This is a genomic window from Bradyrhizobium diazoefficiens (assembly GCF_016616885.1).
GTDB classification, from domain to species: Bacteria; Pseudomonadota; Alphaproteobacteria; order Rhizobiales; family Xanthobacteraceae; genus Bradyrhizobium; species Bradyrhizobium diazoefficiens_F.
The window spans coordinates 4,508,574-4,525,835 of record NZ_CP067102.1 but is presented as its reverse complement, the minus strand read 5'-3'; the positions used below and the strand labels follow the sequence as shown (position 1 = coordinate 4,525,835).

Sequence of the window (17,262 nt, the reverse complement as noted above, 5' to 3'; positions counted from 1 at the left end):
GCCTTAAGCGGTTGTGGCGATGGCGGTTTCAGCGTAAGCGGAACCAATGGCCGAGACCTATCCAACTCCTCGTTTTGGAGCGCCCCGCGTGCCGAAAACGCCCGTGAATCCGGGCAGCCGGCTCGTGCTGATGCTCGACTTTGTCACCGCCAACCATGCCCGCGCGGTGGGCTTCCTGGTGCTGTGCGCGCTGCTGCTGTTCCTGCCCGGCTTCTTCACCATTCCGCCGGTCGATCGCGACGAGGCGCGCTTTGCGCAGGCCACAAAGCAGATGGTCGAGAGCGGCGATTATGTCGACATCCGCTTCCAGGAGGACGTGCGCTACAAGAAACCGGTCGGCATCTACTGGTTGCAATCCGCGGCGGTCGAAGTCGCGACTGCGCTGAAGCTGCCGAAGGCTGAACTCCGGATCTGGGTCTACCGGCTGCCGTCGCTGCTGGGGGCGATTGGCGCCGTGCTCATGACCTATTGGGCGGCGCTCGGCTTCGTGACGCGGCGCGCCGCGGTGCTTGCCGGGCTTCTGATGTGCTCCTCCGTGCTGCTCGGCGTCGAGGCGCGGCTCGCCAAGACCGACGCCATGCTGCTGTTCTGCGTGGTCGCCGCGATGGGGGCGATGGCACGCGCCTATCTGTCCTGGCAGCGCGCCGAGGACGAAACCCATCCGCCCTGGAGCTGGCCCGCGATCTTCTGGACCGCGCTCGCCGTCGGCATCCTGATCAAGGGTCCGCTGATCCTGATGTTCGCAGGCCTGACCATCGTTGCGCTCGCGATCCAGGACCGCGACTCCTCCTGGCTGTGGAAGCTGCGCCCGGTCTGGGGCCTGATGTGGATGCTGGTGCTGGTGCTGCCCTGGTTTGTCGCGATCTTCTGGCGCGCGGGCGATGCCTTCTTCGCCGACTCCGTCGGCGGCGACATGCTGAGCAAGATCGGCGCGCAGGAATCCCATGGCGCGCCGCCCGGGCTGTACCTGGCGCTGTTCTGGATCACCTTCTGGCCGGGCGCGCCGCTTGCGGCGATGGCGGCGCCTGCGGTGTGGCGGGCGCGGCGCGAGCCCGGCGCGCAATTCCTGCTGGCCTGGCTGATCCCGTCCTGGATCGTGTTCGAGGCAGTGCTGACCAAGCTGCCGCATTACGTGCTGCCGCTCTATCCGGCGATTGCGATCCTCACCGCCGGTGCGCTGGAGCGGAACGTGTTGTCGCGCTCCTGGCTGGCGCGCGGCTCGGCCTGGTGGTTCGCGATCCCCGCGGGCGGCTCGATCATCGCGGTCGTCGGCGCCGTCATGCTGACGCGGCAGCCGGCCTTCGTGGCCTGGCCGTTCATTGCGGCCTCGCTGATCTTCGGACTGTTCGCCTGGTGGCTCTACGACAACAACCGCGCCGAGCGCTCGGTGCTCAACGCGCTGGTCGCGGCGCTGATGCTCGCCGTCGTGGTCTACGGCATCGTGCTGCCGTCCCTGACGCCGCTGTTTCCGAGCATCGAGGTCGCGCGCGCGTTGCGCAATGTGACCTGCGTCGGGCCCAAAGCGGCGTCCGCCGGCTATCACGAGCCGAGCCTCGTCTTCCTGACGGGCACCCAGACGCTGCTGACCGACGGATCGGGAGCCGCCGATTTCCTCAGGCAGGGAAGCTGCCGGTTTGCGCTGATCGAGCAGCGCTCGGAGCGCAGCTTCGTGCAGCGCGCGGAGGCGATCGGGCTGCGCTACAAGGTCGGGGCGCGCATCGACGGCTATAATTTCTCGCAAGGACGCGCGATCTCGATCTCGATCTTCCGCTCCGAAGGCACCGAATAGGATGCCTGCTACGACCACCATCGCACCGCGTGCGAGCTATCCTGTGCAGCTGCTCGCGGTCGCGGGGAGCGCGCTGGCGCAGCTCGTGCGCACGCCCTCGCATTCGCGCCGCGCAGCAGCTGCGCGAAAACTGGCGCGGCACTCGCTGTGGCTCAGCGCGGCGGGCGCCGCGCTGATTATTGTTCTGATGCTCGCATTCGATGGGACCGAGATCCAGCTGATGCCGGCGCGCGGCACGCCGGCGCTCTGGCCGATCCGTATCCTCACCGATTTCGGCAAGGATGAGAATCTGCTCTCGGTGCTGGGCGTCGCGTTGATTGTCGTGGCGCTCGTTGCTGCTAGAATGCACGGCACACGGCGCGCGCTGCTGCTCGGCTTCGGCACAAGGCTGCAATATCTGTTTCTGTCTGTTGCGCTGTCGGCGTTCGTCGCCGATATCCTGAAATATCTCATTGGCCGCGGGCGTCCCTTCGTCGGCGGCAAGGCCGACCCGTTCAACTTCATTCCGTTCGATGGTACGGGGGCTTATGCCAGCCTGCCGTCGGGGCATGCGGTGGCGGCGTTTGCACTGGCATTTGCAGTCTCGGCACTCTGGCCGCGCCTGCGCGTGTTCATGTTCACTTACGCAATCGTGATCGTGCTGACGCGCCTGGTGCTGCTGGCGCATCACCCGAGTGACGTCACGGCCGGCGCTCTGATCGGCATGGTCGGCGCCATGGCGGTCCGCTACTGGTTTGCGGCGCGCCGGCTCGCTTTTGCCATCCGGGCCGACGGCACCATCGTGCCGCTTCCAGGACCGCTTCCCGGGCGCCTCAAAAGGGTTGCCCGCGGGGCATCTGCCCCATAAAAGCGGCTGCTTCCCGGGGGCACCGGTTCCCCGGAGGCGGGCCAATTCCAACCACGAGCTTCGATTTGTCGTCGTCCCAGCCCTCGGTTTCCATCATCGTCCCCGTGCGCAACGAAGCCGACAACATTGCGCCTTTGATCGAGGAGATCACGGCCGCGCTCGGTGAGCGCTGGGCCTATGAGATCATCTATGTCAACGACGGCTCGACCGATGCGACCGGCGAGCGGCTCGCGGCGGTCATGGCGCAGCGGGACAATCTGCGGCAGCTGCGTCATGCCAAATCAGGCGGCCAGTCGGCAGCGGTGCGCAGTGGCGTGCGCGCGGCCCGCGGCGTGATCGTGGCGACGCTCGATGGCGATGGCCAGAACAATCCCGCCTTCCTCCCGGACCTGATCGCGGCGGTCGAGAAGGGCGCCAATGTCGGGTTGGCCGCGGGACAGCGCGTCGGGCGCAAGGACACCGGCTTCAAGAAATTCCAGTCGCGGGTGGCCAACAAGGTCCGCAACGCGATCCTGCAGGACGGCACGCGCGACACCGGCTGCGGGCTGAAGGCGTTCCGGCGCGAGGTCTTCCTGACGATGCCCTATTTCGACGGGCTGCATCGTTTCCTGCCGGCGCTGGTTCGCCGCGAAGGTTTTGACATTGCCTATGTCGACGTGATCGACCGGCCGCGCCATTCCGGCGTGTCCAATTACGGCTTCTTCGACAGGCTGTGGATCGGGATCATGGATCTCGCCGGCGTGTGGTGGCTGATCCGCCGCAAGAAGCCCACCCCAGACGTGACCGAGGTAAAGGCATGATCATTCAATTTGGTCAGGCGTTGCATAACTATTTCTACGACGTGTTCGTCGCCAAGTTCGATTTCTGGCTCGCCTTCGGCCTGGTCGCGCAGCTGTTCTTCACCGCGCGCTTCCTGGTGCAGTGGATCGCGAGCGAGCGCGCCGGCAACAGCGTAGTGCCGATGGCATTCTGGTTCTGCTCGATGGGCGGTGGACTGATGACGCTGGTCTATGGCGTCGTCAAGCGCGAACCCGTGATCATCCTCGGGCAGGCGCTGGCGACGATCATCTATATCCGCAACATCATGCTGATCATCAAGAACCGCGGCCGGACGTCGAAGACGCTGGACCGCTGAGGCGGACTGGCTAGCGCGTTTCTTGGCCAATCACGATCCTCAAGTATCTCAAGGAAATCCCGGCAATTGTGGCAAGGGCGACGATGCCAGCGAACGGCCCCGTGATGAAACCGGTCAAAAGCGCAATACCAAGCGTAAAATCAAACCAATTCCACCGATCGCAAAAGAGCAGCTGCGGCATCCAGAGTCCTCTGCCCTGAATCCAACTTACCACCAACTCATCAGTTTCCATCAAAACAATAGCCGCAGACAAGAAGAACGAGGCGTAAAAGACGATTCCAAATCTCGGCCAGCGCAGTGTCGCACATTGACAAATGACCATCACAATCCACGGCAGAACATAAAAAAGAGATTCTGCCGCGAGCGCGACACTGCGAACCTCCTGGCAGATCGCGTACTGCCTCCACTCGAGCACCGCTAGATAGGTTGTTTCAAGCAGCGCCGCCGCAACCGTCAGGCAGACGGTAGCGTGTCGAAACTTCGTTACTGAAGGTGAGAGGGGCGGCACGGGAATCAGCTCGAACGGTTGCTCTCGCGCGTTCCTATCGAAAACCCGTGAAGCTTTCGTGGCGCCGTTCAGCGAAACGAGATGCATCCCCTGCTTTGGCGCGATGCCCGATTCCCCGGGGCTTACATGACCGCCTTCAGTGCACCGAAGCCGCGATCGAGATCGGCCTTGAGGTCGTCGACGTTCTCGAGCCCGATGTGGAGTCGCAGCGTCGGGCCGCCCGGCGCCCACTTCGTCGCGGTGCGATAGTCGCTGCAATCGAAGGGAATTGCGAGGCTCTCGAAGCCGCCCCAGGAGAAACCCATGCCGAACAGTTTGAGCGTGTTGAGCATGGTGTCGACGGCGGTCTGCGGCGCCGGCTTCAGCACGATGCTGAACAGGCCCGAGGCGCCGGCGAAGTCGCGCTTCCAGATCGCGTGGCCCGGATCGGTCTCGAGCCCCGGATGCAGGACACGCGCGACTTCGGGGCGGCCAGCGAGCCAGCGTGCCACGTCGAGGCCGGAGCGATGATGCTGTGCAAGCCGCACCGACAGCGTGCGCAGGCCGCGCAGCGCGAGGAAGACGTCGTCGGGGCCGGCACAAACGCCGAGCAGGCGGATGCCTTCCGATATCTGCGGCCAGGTCTTGGCATTGGCCGAGATGGTGCCGAACATGATGTCGGAATGGCCGCCGATATATTTGGTGGCCGCCTGCATGCTGATGTCGACGCCCTGCTCGAGCGAGCGGTGATAAAGCGGCGTCGCCCAGGTGTTGTCGTCGATGACGAGCGCGTCGCGCGCATGTGCAATTTGAGCGATGGCGCGGATGTCGGGCATCTCGAATGATTGCGAGCCCGGTGCCTCGACCAGCACCGCACGGGTGTTGGGCTTGAACAGCTTCTCGATGCCGGCGCCGATCAGCGGATCGAAATAGGTGGTCTCGATGCCAAGGCGGGCGAGCATGCCGTTGCAGAAATTGCGCGTGGGACGATAGACGTTGTCGCAGACCAGGATGTGCTCGCTGGTCTTCAAGACCGAGAGCAGGGTGGTCGAGATCGCCGACAGGCCCGACGGCACGATGCCGACGCCGGCGCATTGCGGCCCCTCCAGCGCCATCAGCGTGTCCTGAAACGCCCTGGTGGTCGGGGTGCCGTGGCGGCCATAGGTGAACTCGCCGCGATGGGCATGCAGGTCCTCGGCGGTCGGATAGAGCACGGTCGAGCCGTGGAACACCGGCGGATTGACGAACCCCTTCTGCGCCTTGGTGTCGCGGCCGGAGGTGACCAGCCGGGTTTCGGCATGCTGCTGTGCGGGGTGCGAGGAATCCATGCGTCTGCTTTCAAAAAAGCGTTTCCGCCCGGCGCGGATCGCGGTCGGGGCGGCCTGGAGGCCGCTGACGTTAATAACAGAACACAGAAGAGTCCCGTCAACCCCTTGACCCGGCTCGCCAGTCGTTCTGTGATGCGCAGGTGCTATTCAGTCGCCGCATGTTGAGGGGCCTGCCGCGACCTTCGATCCATCGTCTGACCGGACCTTGCGCCACAGCCACAAGTGCGGGCGCCTGCGGCGAGGATTAAGGTATGGCCTCCCAGGATGGGCGAGTGTTCGGCAAGGTTTTTCCAGCATGATTCTTGCAAGGCTAGCCCTTAGGGAAAGTCTTGGCAGAGACACCGTTCCTGACCTTGAGATGACTTTGAAAGGCTAGAAGCCCATGAAACGCGTAACCTTGGCTCTCTCTCTTGCTCTCGCCGCCGGCCTCTCCGCCCAGGCCGCCGACGCGCAAACGCTCAAGACCATCAAGGACCGGGGCACGCTGTCCTGCGGCGTCAGCCAGGGCCTGCCGGGCTTCTCCTCGCCCGACGACAAGGGCAACTGGACAGGCCTCGACGTCGACGTCTGCCGTGCGCTTGCGGCTGCGATCTTCAACGATCCGACTAAAGTCAAATTCGTGCCGACCTCGGCCAAGGACCGCTTTACCGCGCTGCAATCCGGCGAGATCGACGTGCTCTCGCGCAACACCACCTGGACCATCTCGCGCGACACCTCGCTCGGCGCCAACTTCACCGGCGTGACCTATTATGACGGGCAGGGCTTCATGGTGAAGAAGTCGCTCAAGGTGAATTCGGCGCTGGAGCTGAACAGCGCCTCGGTCTGCGTGCAGACCGGCACCACCACCGAGCAGAACCTCGCCGACTACTTCAAGGCCAACAACATGAAGTACGAGGTGATCGCGTTCGGGACCAACGACGAAACCGTCAAGGCCTACGAGGCCGGGCGCTGCGACGTCTTCACCACCGACCAGTCCGGCCTCTACTCCAACCGTCTGAAGCTCGCCAATCCCAACGACCACATGGTTCTCCCCGAGATCATCTCGAAGGAGCCGCTCGGCCCAATGGTGCGCCACGGCGACGACCAGTGGTTCGACATCGTGAAATGGACGCTGTTTGCCATGATCACCGCCGAGGAGCTCGGCGTGACCTCGAAGAACGTCGACGAGAAAGCCAAGATGGAGAATCCGGAGCTGAAACGCGTCCTCGGCACCGACGGCAATTTCGGCGAACAGCTCGGCCTGACCAAGGATTGGGTGATCCGCATCGTGAAGGCCGTCGGCAATTACGGCGAGGTGTTTGATCGCAACGTTGGCGCCGGTTCGCCGCTCGCGATCAACCGCGGTCTCAACAATCTCTGGAACAAGGGTGGTCTCCAGTACGCGCCGCCGATCCGCTGATCCCGCGCGCTCGCCGGCATACGGCAATGAGCACCGAAGCTCGCAAACCGCCACTCCAGATCGCGCTGAAGATCAGGCGCCTCCTGGGTGGCAAGACAGGCTGGAACGGCGTCGCCGTCCAGTTTGCCTTCGCGGCGGTGCTGGGCTGGATCGCCTATGAGATCATCTCGAATGCCCGCGCCAACCTGGAAAACCAGCACATTGCCGCCGGCTTCGGCTTCCTCGCGAACAATGCCGGCTTCGATGTCAACCAGACCCTGATCTCCTATACCGGCTCCGACACGTTCCTGCGGGTGTTCGTGGTCGGCCTCCTCAACACGCTTGTCGTCTCTGTGGTGGGCATCGTGTTCGCCACGTTGATCGGCTTCATCGTCGCGCTATGCCGGCTGTCGCCGAACTGGTTGGTGTCGCGCGTCGGCGAAATCTATGTCGAGATCATCCGCAACCTACCGCTGCTGTTCCAGATCCTGTTCTGGTATCTCGCGGTGCTGGCCGCGCTACCCAATCCGCGACAGAGCATTTCGTTTCTCGGCATCGCCTTCATCAGCAATCGCGGCCTCGTCATTCCGAGCCCCATCGGCGAGCCCGGATTGCTGCCGTTCCTGGCCATGCTTGCGCTCGGCATCATTGCCTCGCTGGCGCTGCGCTCCTACGCGCGACGCGCCCTGTTCCAGGCTGGCCGGGTGATCCGCATCTGGCCTTACGTGCTCGGCTTCCTGTTCGGGCTGCCGCTCGTCACGACGCTGCTGTTCGGTCTGCCCTTCACGGTCGAGCTGCCGCAGCTCAAGGGCTTCAATTTCGCCGGCGGCGCGCGCGTCATCCCGGAGTTCGTGGCGCTGACGCTGGCGCTGTCGACCTATACCGCGGCCTTCATCGCCGAGATCGTGCGCGCCGGGATCCTGTCCGTCCACAAGGGGCAGATGGAGGCGGGGGCCTCGCTGGGCCTGAGCCGCGGCTCCACGCTGCGGCTGATCGTGGTGCCGCAGGCGATGCGGGTGATCGTGCCGCCGCTGACCAACCAGTACCTCAACCTCACCAAGAATTCCTCGCTCGCGGTCGCGATCGGCTATCCCGACCTGGTGTCGGTTTGGGCCGGCACGTCGCTGAGCCAGACCGGGCAGGCGATCGAGATCATCACGATGACGATGGGCGTCTACCTCCTGATCTCACTGATCACCAGCGGCGTGATGAGCATCTACGGCTGGCGCCTGAACCGGAGTCTTGGCGCATGACCGACATCACTGCGTCATCCTTCGTCCGTCGGGACCTCGTCGCCGAGCGTCCCGCGCCGGTCAGAACCACCGGCTTTGTCGGTCTGTTGCGCACCCGGCTGTTCAACTCGCCGACCAATATCCTGCTCACGATCGTCGGCGCGTTGCTGCTCTGGTTCACGATCATTCCGTCCGTCAGATTCCTGATCGTCGATGCGGTCTGGAACGGCAAGGACCGCGGCGCCTGCCTCGCCGAGAACGCCGGATTTGCCGTCGGCGCCTGCTGGCCCTACATCCAGGCCAAACTGCCGCAGCTGATCTACGGCTTCTATCCCGAAGCCGAGCGCTGGCGGGTCAATCTCGCGCTGATCCTGGCGGCGGCGCTGCTGCTACCGCTGCTGATTCCGCGCCTGCCCGCCAAGAGCCTCAACGCCAGCCTGTTCTTCTTCGCCTTTCCGGTCGTCGCGTTCTTCCTGCTGCATGGCGGCGGCATCAGCGGCTTTGGCCTGAGCTGGACCGCCGGCCTGCTGGAATTGTTCGACGACAGCATCGTCAGCGCCGGGCAGGTCCTGCTCAGCCTGAGCAAGGCATCAGCGATCGCGCCGCTGCTGTGGGTTGTCGGCCATCTCATCATGCTGGTCGGCACCGCGATCCACTGGCTGATCTTCCCGTTGACCTGGCTGCGGGACCAGATCCAGGGGACGGGCCAGTCGGTCTGGGTCGATTTTGCCATTACGACTGCTTTCGTCTCGCTGATCGCCTTCGTCCTCGGCGGCGGCATGCGCACGGGGTGGCGCGGGCTCGCGTCGAGCATCGCCACGTTCATTGCAATGGCCATCGTCATCAAGCTGATGGGGCTCGACCACGGCGGCCTGCCGATCGTCGCGACCAATCTCTGGGGTGGGCTGCTGGTGACACTGGTGGTCTCCGTAACAGGCATCGTCACCTCGCTGCCGATCGGCATTGCGCTGGCACTCGGCCGGCGCGCCTCGATCCCCCTGATCCGGATATTCTCGATCGCCTTTATCGAATTCTGGCGCGGCGTGCCACTGATCACCGTGCTGTTCTTCGCCACCTACATGCTGCCGCTGTTCCTGCCGGGCAATTTCACTGTCGACGGCCTCGTGCGCGCGCTGATCGGCATCGCGCTGTTCACGGGCGCCTACCAGGCCGAGAACGTCCGCGGCGGCCTCGCTGCGATCCCGCGCGGGCAAAACGAGGCCGCGGCAGCGCTGGGCCTGTCGTGGTGGAAGACCACGTCGCTGATCGTGCTGCCGCAGGCGCTGCGCCACGTGATCCCGAACCTCGTCAACAGCTTCATCTCGCTGTTCAAGGACACCTCGCTGGTCTCGATCGTGGCGCTGTTCGACTTGCTCGGGTCGCTCCGGGCGTCGTTCTCGGATCCGAAATGGTCGACGCCGTCGACCGCGTTCACCGGTTTCGCCTTCGCCGGCATCATCTACTTCATTTTCTGCTTTGGAATGTCGCGCTACTCGCTCTTCGTCGAGCGCCGCCTCAACGTCCACCGCCGCAACTGATCGAGGCCACCATGTCCGCTGATCCCATCGTCAACATTTCCGGCCTGAACAAATGGTACGGCGAGTTTCACGTGCTGCGCGACATCGACCTCGAGGTCAACAAGGGCGAGCGCATCGTGATCTGCGGGCCCTCGGGCTCGGGCAAGTCGACGCTGATCCGCTGCATCAATGCGCTCGAGGAATTCCAGGAGGGCGAGATCGTCGTCGATGGCATCGAGCTCGGGCCGAACCTCAAGCATGTCGATGCGGTACGCCGCGAAGTCGGCATGGTGTTCCAGAGCTTCAATCTGTTCCCGCACCTGACGGTGCTGGACAATTGCACGCTGGCGCCGATCTGGGTCCGCAACATCCCCAAGAAGGATGCTGAGGAGACCGCGATGAAATTCCTGGAGCGGGTCAAGATCCCGCACCAGGCCAACAAGTTTCCTGGCCAGATGTCCGGCGGCCAGCAGCAGCGCGTCGCGATCGCGCGCGCACTGACCATGAACCCCAAGGTGATGCTGTTCGACGAGCCGACCTCGGCGCTCGACCCCGAAATGGTCAAGGAGGTCCTCGACACCATGGTCGACCTGGCGAAAGAGGGAATGACCATGCTGGTCGTGACCCACGAAATGGGCTTTGCCCGCGAGGTCGCCAACCGCGTGGTGTTCATGGACGCCGGCCAGATCATCGAGGCCAACACGCCGAACGAATTCTTCGCCACGCCCCAGCACGCCCGTACAAAACTGTTCCTGAGCCAGATCCTGCGTTGATCTCCGGGACATCCCGGAGACGGTGCTAACCGGCCGGCCGGACATGCGAATCGGTTAGACTCTTCGTTGGCCATCCTTCGGAGAGCGACCTTGCAAAGCAATGCCGGCGCACGCGCGTTCCAGAACGCGCGATTGCAGAAGAAATTCAAGAAGCAGGCGGAGGCCATCATCGCCGCCGCGAACGCGGCCTTTGGCCAGGGCCGCTATGCGGAGACCGAGGCGCTCTGCCGCCAGATCCTGAATGAGCTCCCGGAGCATTTCAGCGCCTTGCATCTGCTTGGATTGTGCGCATTCGCAAGCCAGCACTTCGAGGCAGCGAAACAGGCTCTCAAGCATGCCGTGACCGTCGACCCGCGCTCGGCACAGGCTTTTTCGGATCTGGGAGCTACGCATTTCGCACTTGGGCAATATGAGGATGCGCGCACCTGCCTGGAAAAAGCGATCGCGCTGAAGCCGAGCTTCCCGATGGCCTTGGCCAATCTCGGCAATGCGCTGCTGCATCTCGGCCGCGTCGAGCAGGCCATCGAAGTGTACGATCGCGCGATCAGGCTGAAGCCCGACTATGTCGATGCGCTCAGCAATCGTGGCCTGGCGGAGCTGGCGCTGCGCCAGTTCGACCGCGCCAGGCAAAGTTTCGAGCGGGCTCTGTTGTTTCAGCCAAAGCACGTTGAATCGCTGGTCGGCAAAGGTTTGGTCAGTATCGAGCTCAAGAACTACGACGAGGCGAAAACCGCGCTCGAAGCGGCGCTTTGCCCACCCTACAGCACCTCGGAACGCTGCGCCGAAGCGTAAAATTTTTACGGCGCGTCCGAGCTGAAGTTGACCAAGCCGACTGGAGCTAGACGAACGGCAGCTTGATGTTGCTGCGCTTCTCCAGCCATTCCGGCACCGGCAGGTTCTTGGCGCGCATGAAGTCGGCGTTGAACAGCTTTGACTGATAGCGGCTGCCGGAATCGCAGAGAATGGTGACGATGGTCTTGCCGGGTCCGAGCTGCTTGGCGAGCTGCATCGCGCCGACGATGTTGATGCCGGTGGAGCCGCCGAGGCACAGGCCTTCGTGCTGGAGCAGCTCGTAGATCACCGTGACAGCTTCGGCATCAGGAATGAGAAAAGCATCATCGACTTTCGCACTCTCGACGATTGCGGTCACGCGGCCGAGCCCGATGCCTTCCGTTGTGGAGTCGCCGGGCGTCGCCTTGGCGGTGCCGGTCCTGAAGTATTCATACATGCCGAAGCCGTGCGGATCGGCGCAGGCAATGCGAATGTTCTTGTTCTTCTCTTTCAGATAGCGGCTGACGCCGGCCAGCGTGCCGCCGCTACCGACCGAGCAGACGAAGCCGTCGACCTTGCCGCCGGTCTGCTCCCAGATCTCGGGTCCGGTCGAGTCGTAATGCGCCTTGGCATTGTCGAGGTTGTTCCACTGATCGGCGAACAGCACGCCGTTCGGCTCGGTCTTGCGCAGCTCGTCAGCAAGGCGGCGGCCGACATGCTGGTAGTTGTTCGGATTGGAGTAGGGCAGTGCCGGTGATTCCAGCAGTTCGGCCCCGCACAGCTTCAGAAAGTCCTTCTTCTCCTGGCTCTGCGTCTCCGGAATCACGATCAGCGTGCGATAGCCGCGCGCGCTCGCCACTACCGCTAGGCCAATGCCGGTGTTGCCGGCGGTCGCTTCCACCACGAGGCCGCCCGGCTTCAGCTCGCCGCGCTTCTCGGCTTCCAAAATCATCCATTTGCCGGCGCGGTCCTTGACCGACTGGCCGGGGTTCATGAACTCGGCCTTACCGAGAATGGTGCAGCCGGTCAGTTCGGACGCGCGCTTGAGCTTGATGAGCGGGGTGTTGCCGATGGCTTCGACAACGTCGTTTTTGATGGTCATGTCAGGCAATTACCGGCTGGATGCATGAAGGCATCGAGACCCTAAAGTAGGGTCGCCGGCCTTACAAGCGAACCTTGCAAGGCGAGGGGCGCAAACTCTTATTGCTGCTTTGCGAAGATAACCTGCCGGACGTCGATATTGCCGGAGAGGAATCCGGCCTCGCAATAAGCGAGATAGTATTCCCACAGCCGCCGGAACCGGTCGTCAAAGCCGAGCGGCACTAGGCCCGGCCAAGCCGCGCGAAAATTATTTCGCCAGGTGGCAAGCGTCTTGGCATAATCTTGCCCGAAGATGCGCTCGCCGATGACAGGGAGGTTGAATCGGTCCCCGAGCGACTTCAGCACCGCGGGCGAGGGCAGCATGCCGCCGGGAAAGACGTAGCGCTGGATGAAGTCGACCTCGCGCCGGTAGCCCTGAAAAAGGCGGTCCTGGATCGTGATGGCCTGGATGCCGGCAAGCCCGCCCGGCAGCAGCCGGTCACGCAGCTGGGCGAAATAGCGCGGCCAGAACTGCTCGCCGACCGCCTCGATCATCTCGATCGAAGCGATCCGGTCGTAGCGATCCCGCTCGTCGCGATAATCCTGCAGCCGGATCTCGACCTTCTCGGCGAGGCCCGCCTCGTGGATGCGCTTGCGCGCGAAGTCGCGCTGCTCGGTCGAGATCGTAAGGCCGACGACGCGTGCGCCAAAGGTCTTGGCGGCGAATTCGGCGAAGCCGCCCCAACCGCAACCGATCTCAAGCAGCTTCAGGCCCGGCTTCAGGTCGAGCGCCTCGGCGAGGCGGCGATATTTGTTGGTCTGCGCGGCCGTGAGGTCCGTGGTTGATTCTTCGAACAGCGCCGACGAATAGGTCATGCTGGGATCGAGCCAGGCCGAGTAGAACGCATTGCCGATATCGTAATGGGCGTGGATGTTGCGCCGGGCCTGGCGGCGGGTGTTGCGGTTGAACCAGTGTTGCACCATCTGGACGAACCGCATCAGAGGCTTGTCGCGCAACATGGCCTGGATCAGATCGTGGTTGACGCAGAATAGGTAGAGAAACTGCGTCAGGTCCGGCGTATCCCAATCGCCGGCGAGATAGGCTTCCGCAATGCCGATATCGCCGCCATTGATCAGCCGCGAGGCGAAGCCGTAATTGTGCAAGCGCATGGTGGCATTCGGACCCGGCTCATGACCGCCAAGCCGGATCACACGGCCATCGGGCAGGGTCACATCGAGTGTACCGCGCCTGAGTCTGGAGCCGAACGAGAGCGCAAGGCGGACAATCCGCGGCAGGTCAGCGAGCGCTGTCTCCACGTTATCGGGCGTCACCGAGACGACATTCGGCATCGTCGGACTCATCACCTCAACTGGTCAGGTGTGACTATCCGCAAGACGCGCCCCATCCCGCCTTTCGCCAGACCCGCGCGCCCCGCAAACGGTCAGCTCCGCATAATATAGGCGGGCGTTTTGCCGGCCGCCAAGGTGGTTTCGGAGTCTGGCGCGGCATCGGTCGCGGGAAAGGCTATCGTCACCATCGCGCTATTCCGTGGTCTCCGCGAGCTCGATCGGTGCCGCGCGTCTGGGCGCAATCGCCACGAGCCTCGGCCGCCGTGTCAGCGTCCCCACCTTGCGCTGGACAAGCGACGGTGCGTTGCGGCGCAGGTTTCAGTGGAGCCCGGGCGGGCTTCGCTGGCTCTGGCGATAGTGTGGCGGCAATATCACATGAAATCTTAGTAAGCTTGTCGCCGTTTCCGGATGCTTCGGAAATGAGAGAAAGCCTTGCAAGACAAGTACATCTTACATTTTCGGGCCAAGGATATGGGCGCTTTCGAGGGTGCATTTCGCAGGTGCGGGACTGTCCTGCAGTTCCGCGCCCGGCTAGGATGGCTCTCAGGTTTCGCAGAAAGCATCACCGTTGTGACCGAGTTGCACAGACCCACCCAGCTGTTGAGCCGCGAATCGGCTAATCCGGCCACGCGGTGGCGGTTGGATCTGCCCGGCGGGGGGTGGATGTGACACAGCGAGTTCCGGCGGTCGCCATGCGGCGATCCCTTGGTTCAGCTCTCCGGACGCCTGCGCGCTGGCTCGCGGTGCTGTGCTTTGCCTCGAGCTCGGGCGCCTGCGTGCTGACGCAGGACCTTCCCGATCCCGCGCTCGATGTCCCCACGCAATACAAATACGCCGGCAAGGGGGATGCGCCGCCGACACTGGATTGGTGGCGCAGCTTCCGCTCGTCGGAGCTGACGCAGCTGATGGAAGAGGCGCAGACCGTCAACCTCGACATCGCTGCCGCGGTCTCGCGCATCGTCGAGGCCGACGCCCAGGCGCGGCAGGCGGGCGCGGCGCTGCTGCCCAGCCTGTCGGGAGCCGGATCGGAGACCTATTCGCGCACCTCGGGCTCGAGTGCGTCGGGCCTGACCAACGGCGGCCGTGAAGTCGTCAACTATTCCTCGTCGCTGAGCGCGAGCTACCAGCTCGATTTCTGGGGCCAGAACCGCGACGCGCTGCAAACGGCGGAGGAAACCGCCAAAGCCAACCGCTTCGACCGCGATACTGTCGCGCTGACGACGCTCGCAGCCGTCGCCAACGCCTATTTCCAGGTGCTGTCCTCGCAGGATCGCCTGCGCACCGCCCAGCGCAATATCGCGAGCGCCCAGCGCATCCTCGATGCCATTCGCGAGCGCCGCAAGGCCGGAACGGGTACCGATCTCGACGTCGCCCAGCAGGAGAGTGTGCTGGCCAACCAGAAGGCGCTGGTGCCGCCGCTGCGCCAGACGCTCGACCAGAACGCCAATGCGCTGGCGGTGCTGGTATCGCGGCCACCGGAGAGCGTGCGCCTCGCGGGCGGCTCGCTGGATCGGATCGCGATCCCGCGCGTCACGCCCGGCCTGCCGTCGGAGCTGCTGACGCAGCGGCCCGACATTCGCCGGCAGGAGGCCCAGCTCGCCTCGGCCACTGCCAATATCGGCAATGCCCGCGCGCAATTCTTCCCGACCATCCAGCTCACCGGCAATGGCGGCTATCAGAGCTCGGCGCTGGTCTCGCTATTCCAGCCGCACGCGGCGTTCTTCCAGCTGGTCGGCAGCGCGACGCAGCCGATCTTCGACGGCGGCAAGATCCTCGGCAATTTCGAATTCGCCAAGGCGCGGCAGGAGGAGTTGCTGCAGACCTACCGCAAGACCATCGTCCAGGCCTTCACCGACGTCGACAATGCGCTGTTCTCGATCAAGCAGACCACGATCAAGCTGCAATTGCAGCGCGATGTCGTCAACGCCTCGCAGCGCGCCTTCGACCTCGCCGAGCAGCAGCTGCGCGCCGGCACGGCCGATATCGTGACCGTGCTCAACACCCAGCTGACGCTGTTCCAGGCCGAAGACACTCTGGCGCAGGCGCAACTCGCACGCCTTCTTGCCATCGTCAGCCTGTATCAGGCGCTCGGCGGCGGCTGGGAGCCGCGAATGGAGAAACCGGTCAATGCTCTTTAAGCCGGATACGAAGGACAAGGCGAAACAGGGGACGGCGAAAAAGTCGCGCGGCCGCGGCTTCGTCATGACCCTGATCACGCTCGCGATCCTCGGCGGCCTCGGCTATCTCGGCTGGACCGTGATGCACCAGCAGCCGCAGCAGCAGGGCAACGGCCCCAATCAGCGGCCCGATCTGCCGGTGCCGGTGCTGGCAGCGACGCCCAAGATCCAGGACGTGCCGGTCTATCTCGACGGCGTCGGCGCGATCCGTGCGCTCAACACGGTCACCGTGCGCTCGCAGGTCGACGGCAAGCTGATCGCGGTGAAGTTCACCGAAGGCCAGGACGTCAAGAAGGGCGACGTGCTCGGGGAGATAGACCCGGCGCTCTACCAGGCGACCTATGACCAGGCCGTCGCCAAGAAGGCCCAGGACGAAGCCCAGCTCGCCAACCAGCGCATCGATCTGACGCGTTACGAGCAGCTCGCGGCCACAAATGCCGGCTCGAAGCAGCAGGCCGACACCCAGCGCGCCGCGGTCGCGCAGACCGAGGCGCTGATCAAGGCCGACCAGGCTTCGATCGACAATGCGGCGGCGACGCTGAGCTACACCAAGATCGTGGCGCCGCTGTCGGGCCGCGCAGGCCTGCGCCAAGTCGATCAGGGCAACATTATCCACGCCGCCGACACCACCGGCCTCGTCGTCATCACGCAATTGCAGCCGATCGCGGTGTGGTTCAGCCTGCCGCAGCAGCAGATCATGCGCGTCAACGCCGCCGCGGCCAAGGGGTCGCTCGCAGTCGACGTGTTCGGCAATGACGGCGTCACCGTGATCGACACCGGCAAGCTCACCGGCATCGACAACCAGGTCGACCAGACCACCGGCACGCTCAGGCTTAAGGCGGAGTTTCCCAATGCCCATTACCAGCTCTGGCCGGGTCAGTTCGTCAATGTCCGTCTCAAGGTCGAGACTTTGACGCAGGCGCTGGTGGTGCCGACCTCGGCGGTGCAGCGCGGACCGATCGGCACGTTCAGCTACGTCATCGGGGAGGGCGACATCGTCTCGGCCAAGCCGGTCACGGTGACGCAGCAGAACGAGCATGACGCGGTCATTGCGAGCGGCCTGTCGCCGAACGACAAGGTCGTGACCACAGGCTTCGCCAATCTGTCTGACGGCTCCAAGGTGGTCGTCGGCCGCGACGAGCAGACACCGTCGGCCGATCTTGCCCCGCGCAAGCGCACGCGCGCGCCGGATGGCCAGAAGAAGGACGGTCAGGCCAAGGACAGTCAAGCCAAGGACGGGCAGAAGGACGGACAAGGCAAGGATGGCGAATTCCGCGCTCAGCGGAAGAGCAGTGAAGGCGACCAGAAGGGCCAGACCGGCCCGGCGCCGGGGCCGGGGGCTCAACAAACGGGACCTGGAGCCAAGCAGCCATGATCCCGGCAACAGCCGCCTGAGCG

At 64.1% G+C, this 17,262-nt stretch carries 15 protein-coding genes; 11 read left to right on the top strand and 4 right to left on the bottom strand.

The features are described from left to right. The first annotated feature begins 46 nt into the window (after positions 1-46). From JJC00_RS21150 to JJC00_RS21135, 4 genes are all read left to right on the top strand, one after another. Complete coding sequence (locus JJC00_RS21150) at positions 47-1,789, top strand: ArnT family glycosyltransferase (RefSeq protein WP_200467892.1); 1,743 nt, start codon at positions 47-49, stop codon at positions 1,787-1,789. 1 nt (position 1,790) lies between these two features. Next, positions 1,791-2,636: a phosphatase PAP2 family protein gene (locus JJC00_RS21145; RefSeq protein WP_200467891.1), complete on the top strand. Its 846-nt coding sequence runs from the start codon at positions 1,791-1,793 to the stop codon at positions 2,634-2,636. 65 nt (positions 2,637-2,701) lie between these two features. Further along, the gene (locus tag JJC00_RS21140; RefSeq protein WP_200467890.1) at positions 2,702-3,436 is read left to right on the top strand and encodes a glycosyltransferase family 2 protein; all 735 of its coding nucleotides are present in this window, start codon (positions 2,702-2,704) and stop codon (positions 3,434-3,436) included. After that, positions 3,433-3,771, top strand: coding sequence for a lipid-A-disaccharide synthase N-terminal domain-containing protein (locus JJC00_RS21135; RefSeq protein ID WP_200467889.1), 339 nt, complete (start codon positions 3,433-3,435; stop codon positions 3,769-3,771). Before JJC00_RS21140 ends, JJC00_RS21135 begins: the two co-directional genes overlap by 4 nt. 10 nt (positions 3,772-3,781) lie before the next feature. On the opposite strand, the gene JJC00_RS21130 is transcribed toward JJC00_RS21135, so the two are convergent. Then, positions 3,782-4,366: a hypothetical protein gene (locus tag JJC00_RS21130; protein WP_200467888.1), complete on the bottom strand. Its 585-nt coding sequence runs from the start codon at positions 4,364-4,366 to the stop codon at positions 3,782-3,784. Between the two features lie 35 nt (positions 4,367-4,401). Continuing rightward, the gene (metC, locus tag JJC00_RS21125) at positions 4,402-5,586 is read right to left on the bottom strand and encodes a cystathionine beta-lyase (protein WP_200467887.1); all 1,185 of its coding nucleotides are present in this window, start codon (positions 5,584-5,586) and stop codon (positions 4,402-4,404) included. 382 nt (positions 5,587-5,968) lie between these two features. Here metC and JJC00_RS21120 point away from each other — a divergent pair, with 382 nt between their 5' ends. The 5 genes from JJC00_RS21120 (at position 5,969) to JJC00_RS21100 (ending at position 11,278) form a co-directional block, all read left to right on the top strand. Continuing rightward, the gene (locus JJC00_RS21120; RefSeq protein ID WP_200467886.1) at positions 5,969-6,985 is read left to right on the top strand and encodes an amino acid ABC transporter substrate-binding protein; all 1,017 of its coding nucleotides are present in this window, start codon (positions 5,969-5,971) and stop codon (positions 6,983-6,985) included. 26 nt (positions 6,986-7,011) lie between these two features. Next, entirely contained in the window at positions 7,012-8,217 is a 1,206-nt protein-coding gene (locus tag JJC00_RS21115; protein ID WP_200467885.1) for an amino acid ABC transporter permease, read from the top strand. After that, positions 8,214-9,734 carry an amino acid ABC transporter permease gene (locus JJC00_RS21110; protein ID WP_200467884.1) on the top strand — a complete coding sequence of 507 codons (1,521 nt, stop codon included), beginning with the start codon at positions 8,214-8,216 and terminating at the stop codon, positions 9,732-9,734. Before JJC00_RS21115 ends, JJC00_RS21110 begins: the two co-directional genes overlap by 4 nt. An 11-nt stretch (positions 9,735-9,745) precedes the next feature. Beyond that, a complete protein-coding gene (locus JJC00_RS21105; RefSeq protein WP_200467883.1) occupies positions 9,746-10,486 on the top strand; it encodes an amino acid ABC transporter ATP-binding protein in 741 nt (246 codons plus the stop codon). Positions 10,487-10,576: 90 nt separating this feature from the next. Then, complete coding sequence (locus JJC00_RS21100; RefSeq protein ID WP_349643511.1) at positions 10,577-11,278, top strand: tetratricopeptide repeat protein; 702 nt, start codon at positions 10,577-10,579, stop codon at positions 11,276-11,278. Between the two features lie 46 nt (positions 11,279-11,324). Here JJC00_RS21100 and JJC00_RS21095 read toward each other — a convergent pair whose 3' ends face one another. Together JJC00_RS21095 and JJC00_RS21090 are read right to left on the bottom strand one after the other, a co-directional pair. Then, the gene (locus JJC00_RS21095) at positions 11,325-12,359 is read right to left on the bottom strand and encodes a cysteine synthase A (protein ID WP_200467882.1); all 1,035 of its coding nucleotides are present in this window, start codon (positions 12,357-12,359) and stop codon (positions 11,325-11,327) included. 98 nt (positions 12,360-12,457) lie between these two features. Beyond that, positions 12,458-13,687 (bottom strand): SAM-dependent methyltransferase, encoded by a 1,230-nt coding sequence (locus JJC00_RS21090; RefSeq protein ID WP_200467881.1) that lies wholly within the window; start codon positions 13,685-13,687, stop codon positions 12,458-12,460. Positions 13,688-14,379: 692 nt separating this feature from the next. Between JJC00_RS21090 and JJC00_RS21085 the strand changes: the two genes are divergently transcribed. Then, entirely contained in the window at positions 14,380-15,825 is a 1,446-nt protein-coding gene (locus tag JJC00_RS21085; protein ID WP_246773868.1) for an efflux transporter outer membrane subunit, read from the top strand. Continuing rightward, positions 15,815-17,239 carry an efflux RND transporter periplasmic adaptor subunit gene (locus tag JJC00_RS21080; protein WP_200467879.1) on the top strand — a complete coding sequence of 475 codons (1,425 nt, stop codon included), beginning with the start codon at positions 15,815-15,817 and terminating at the stop codon, positions 17,237-17,239. The genes JJC00_RS21085 and JJC00_RS21080 overlap by 11 nt, the downstream gene beginning before the upstream one ends. Positions 17,240-17,262 lie beyond the last annotated feature (23 nt).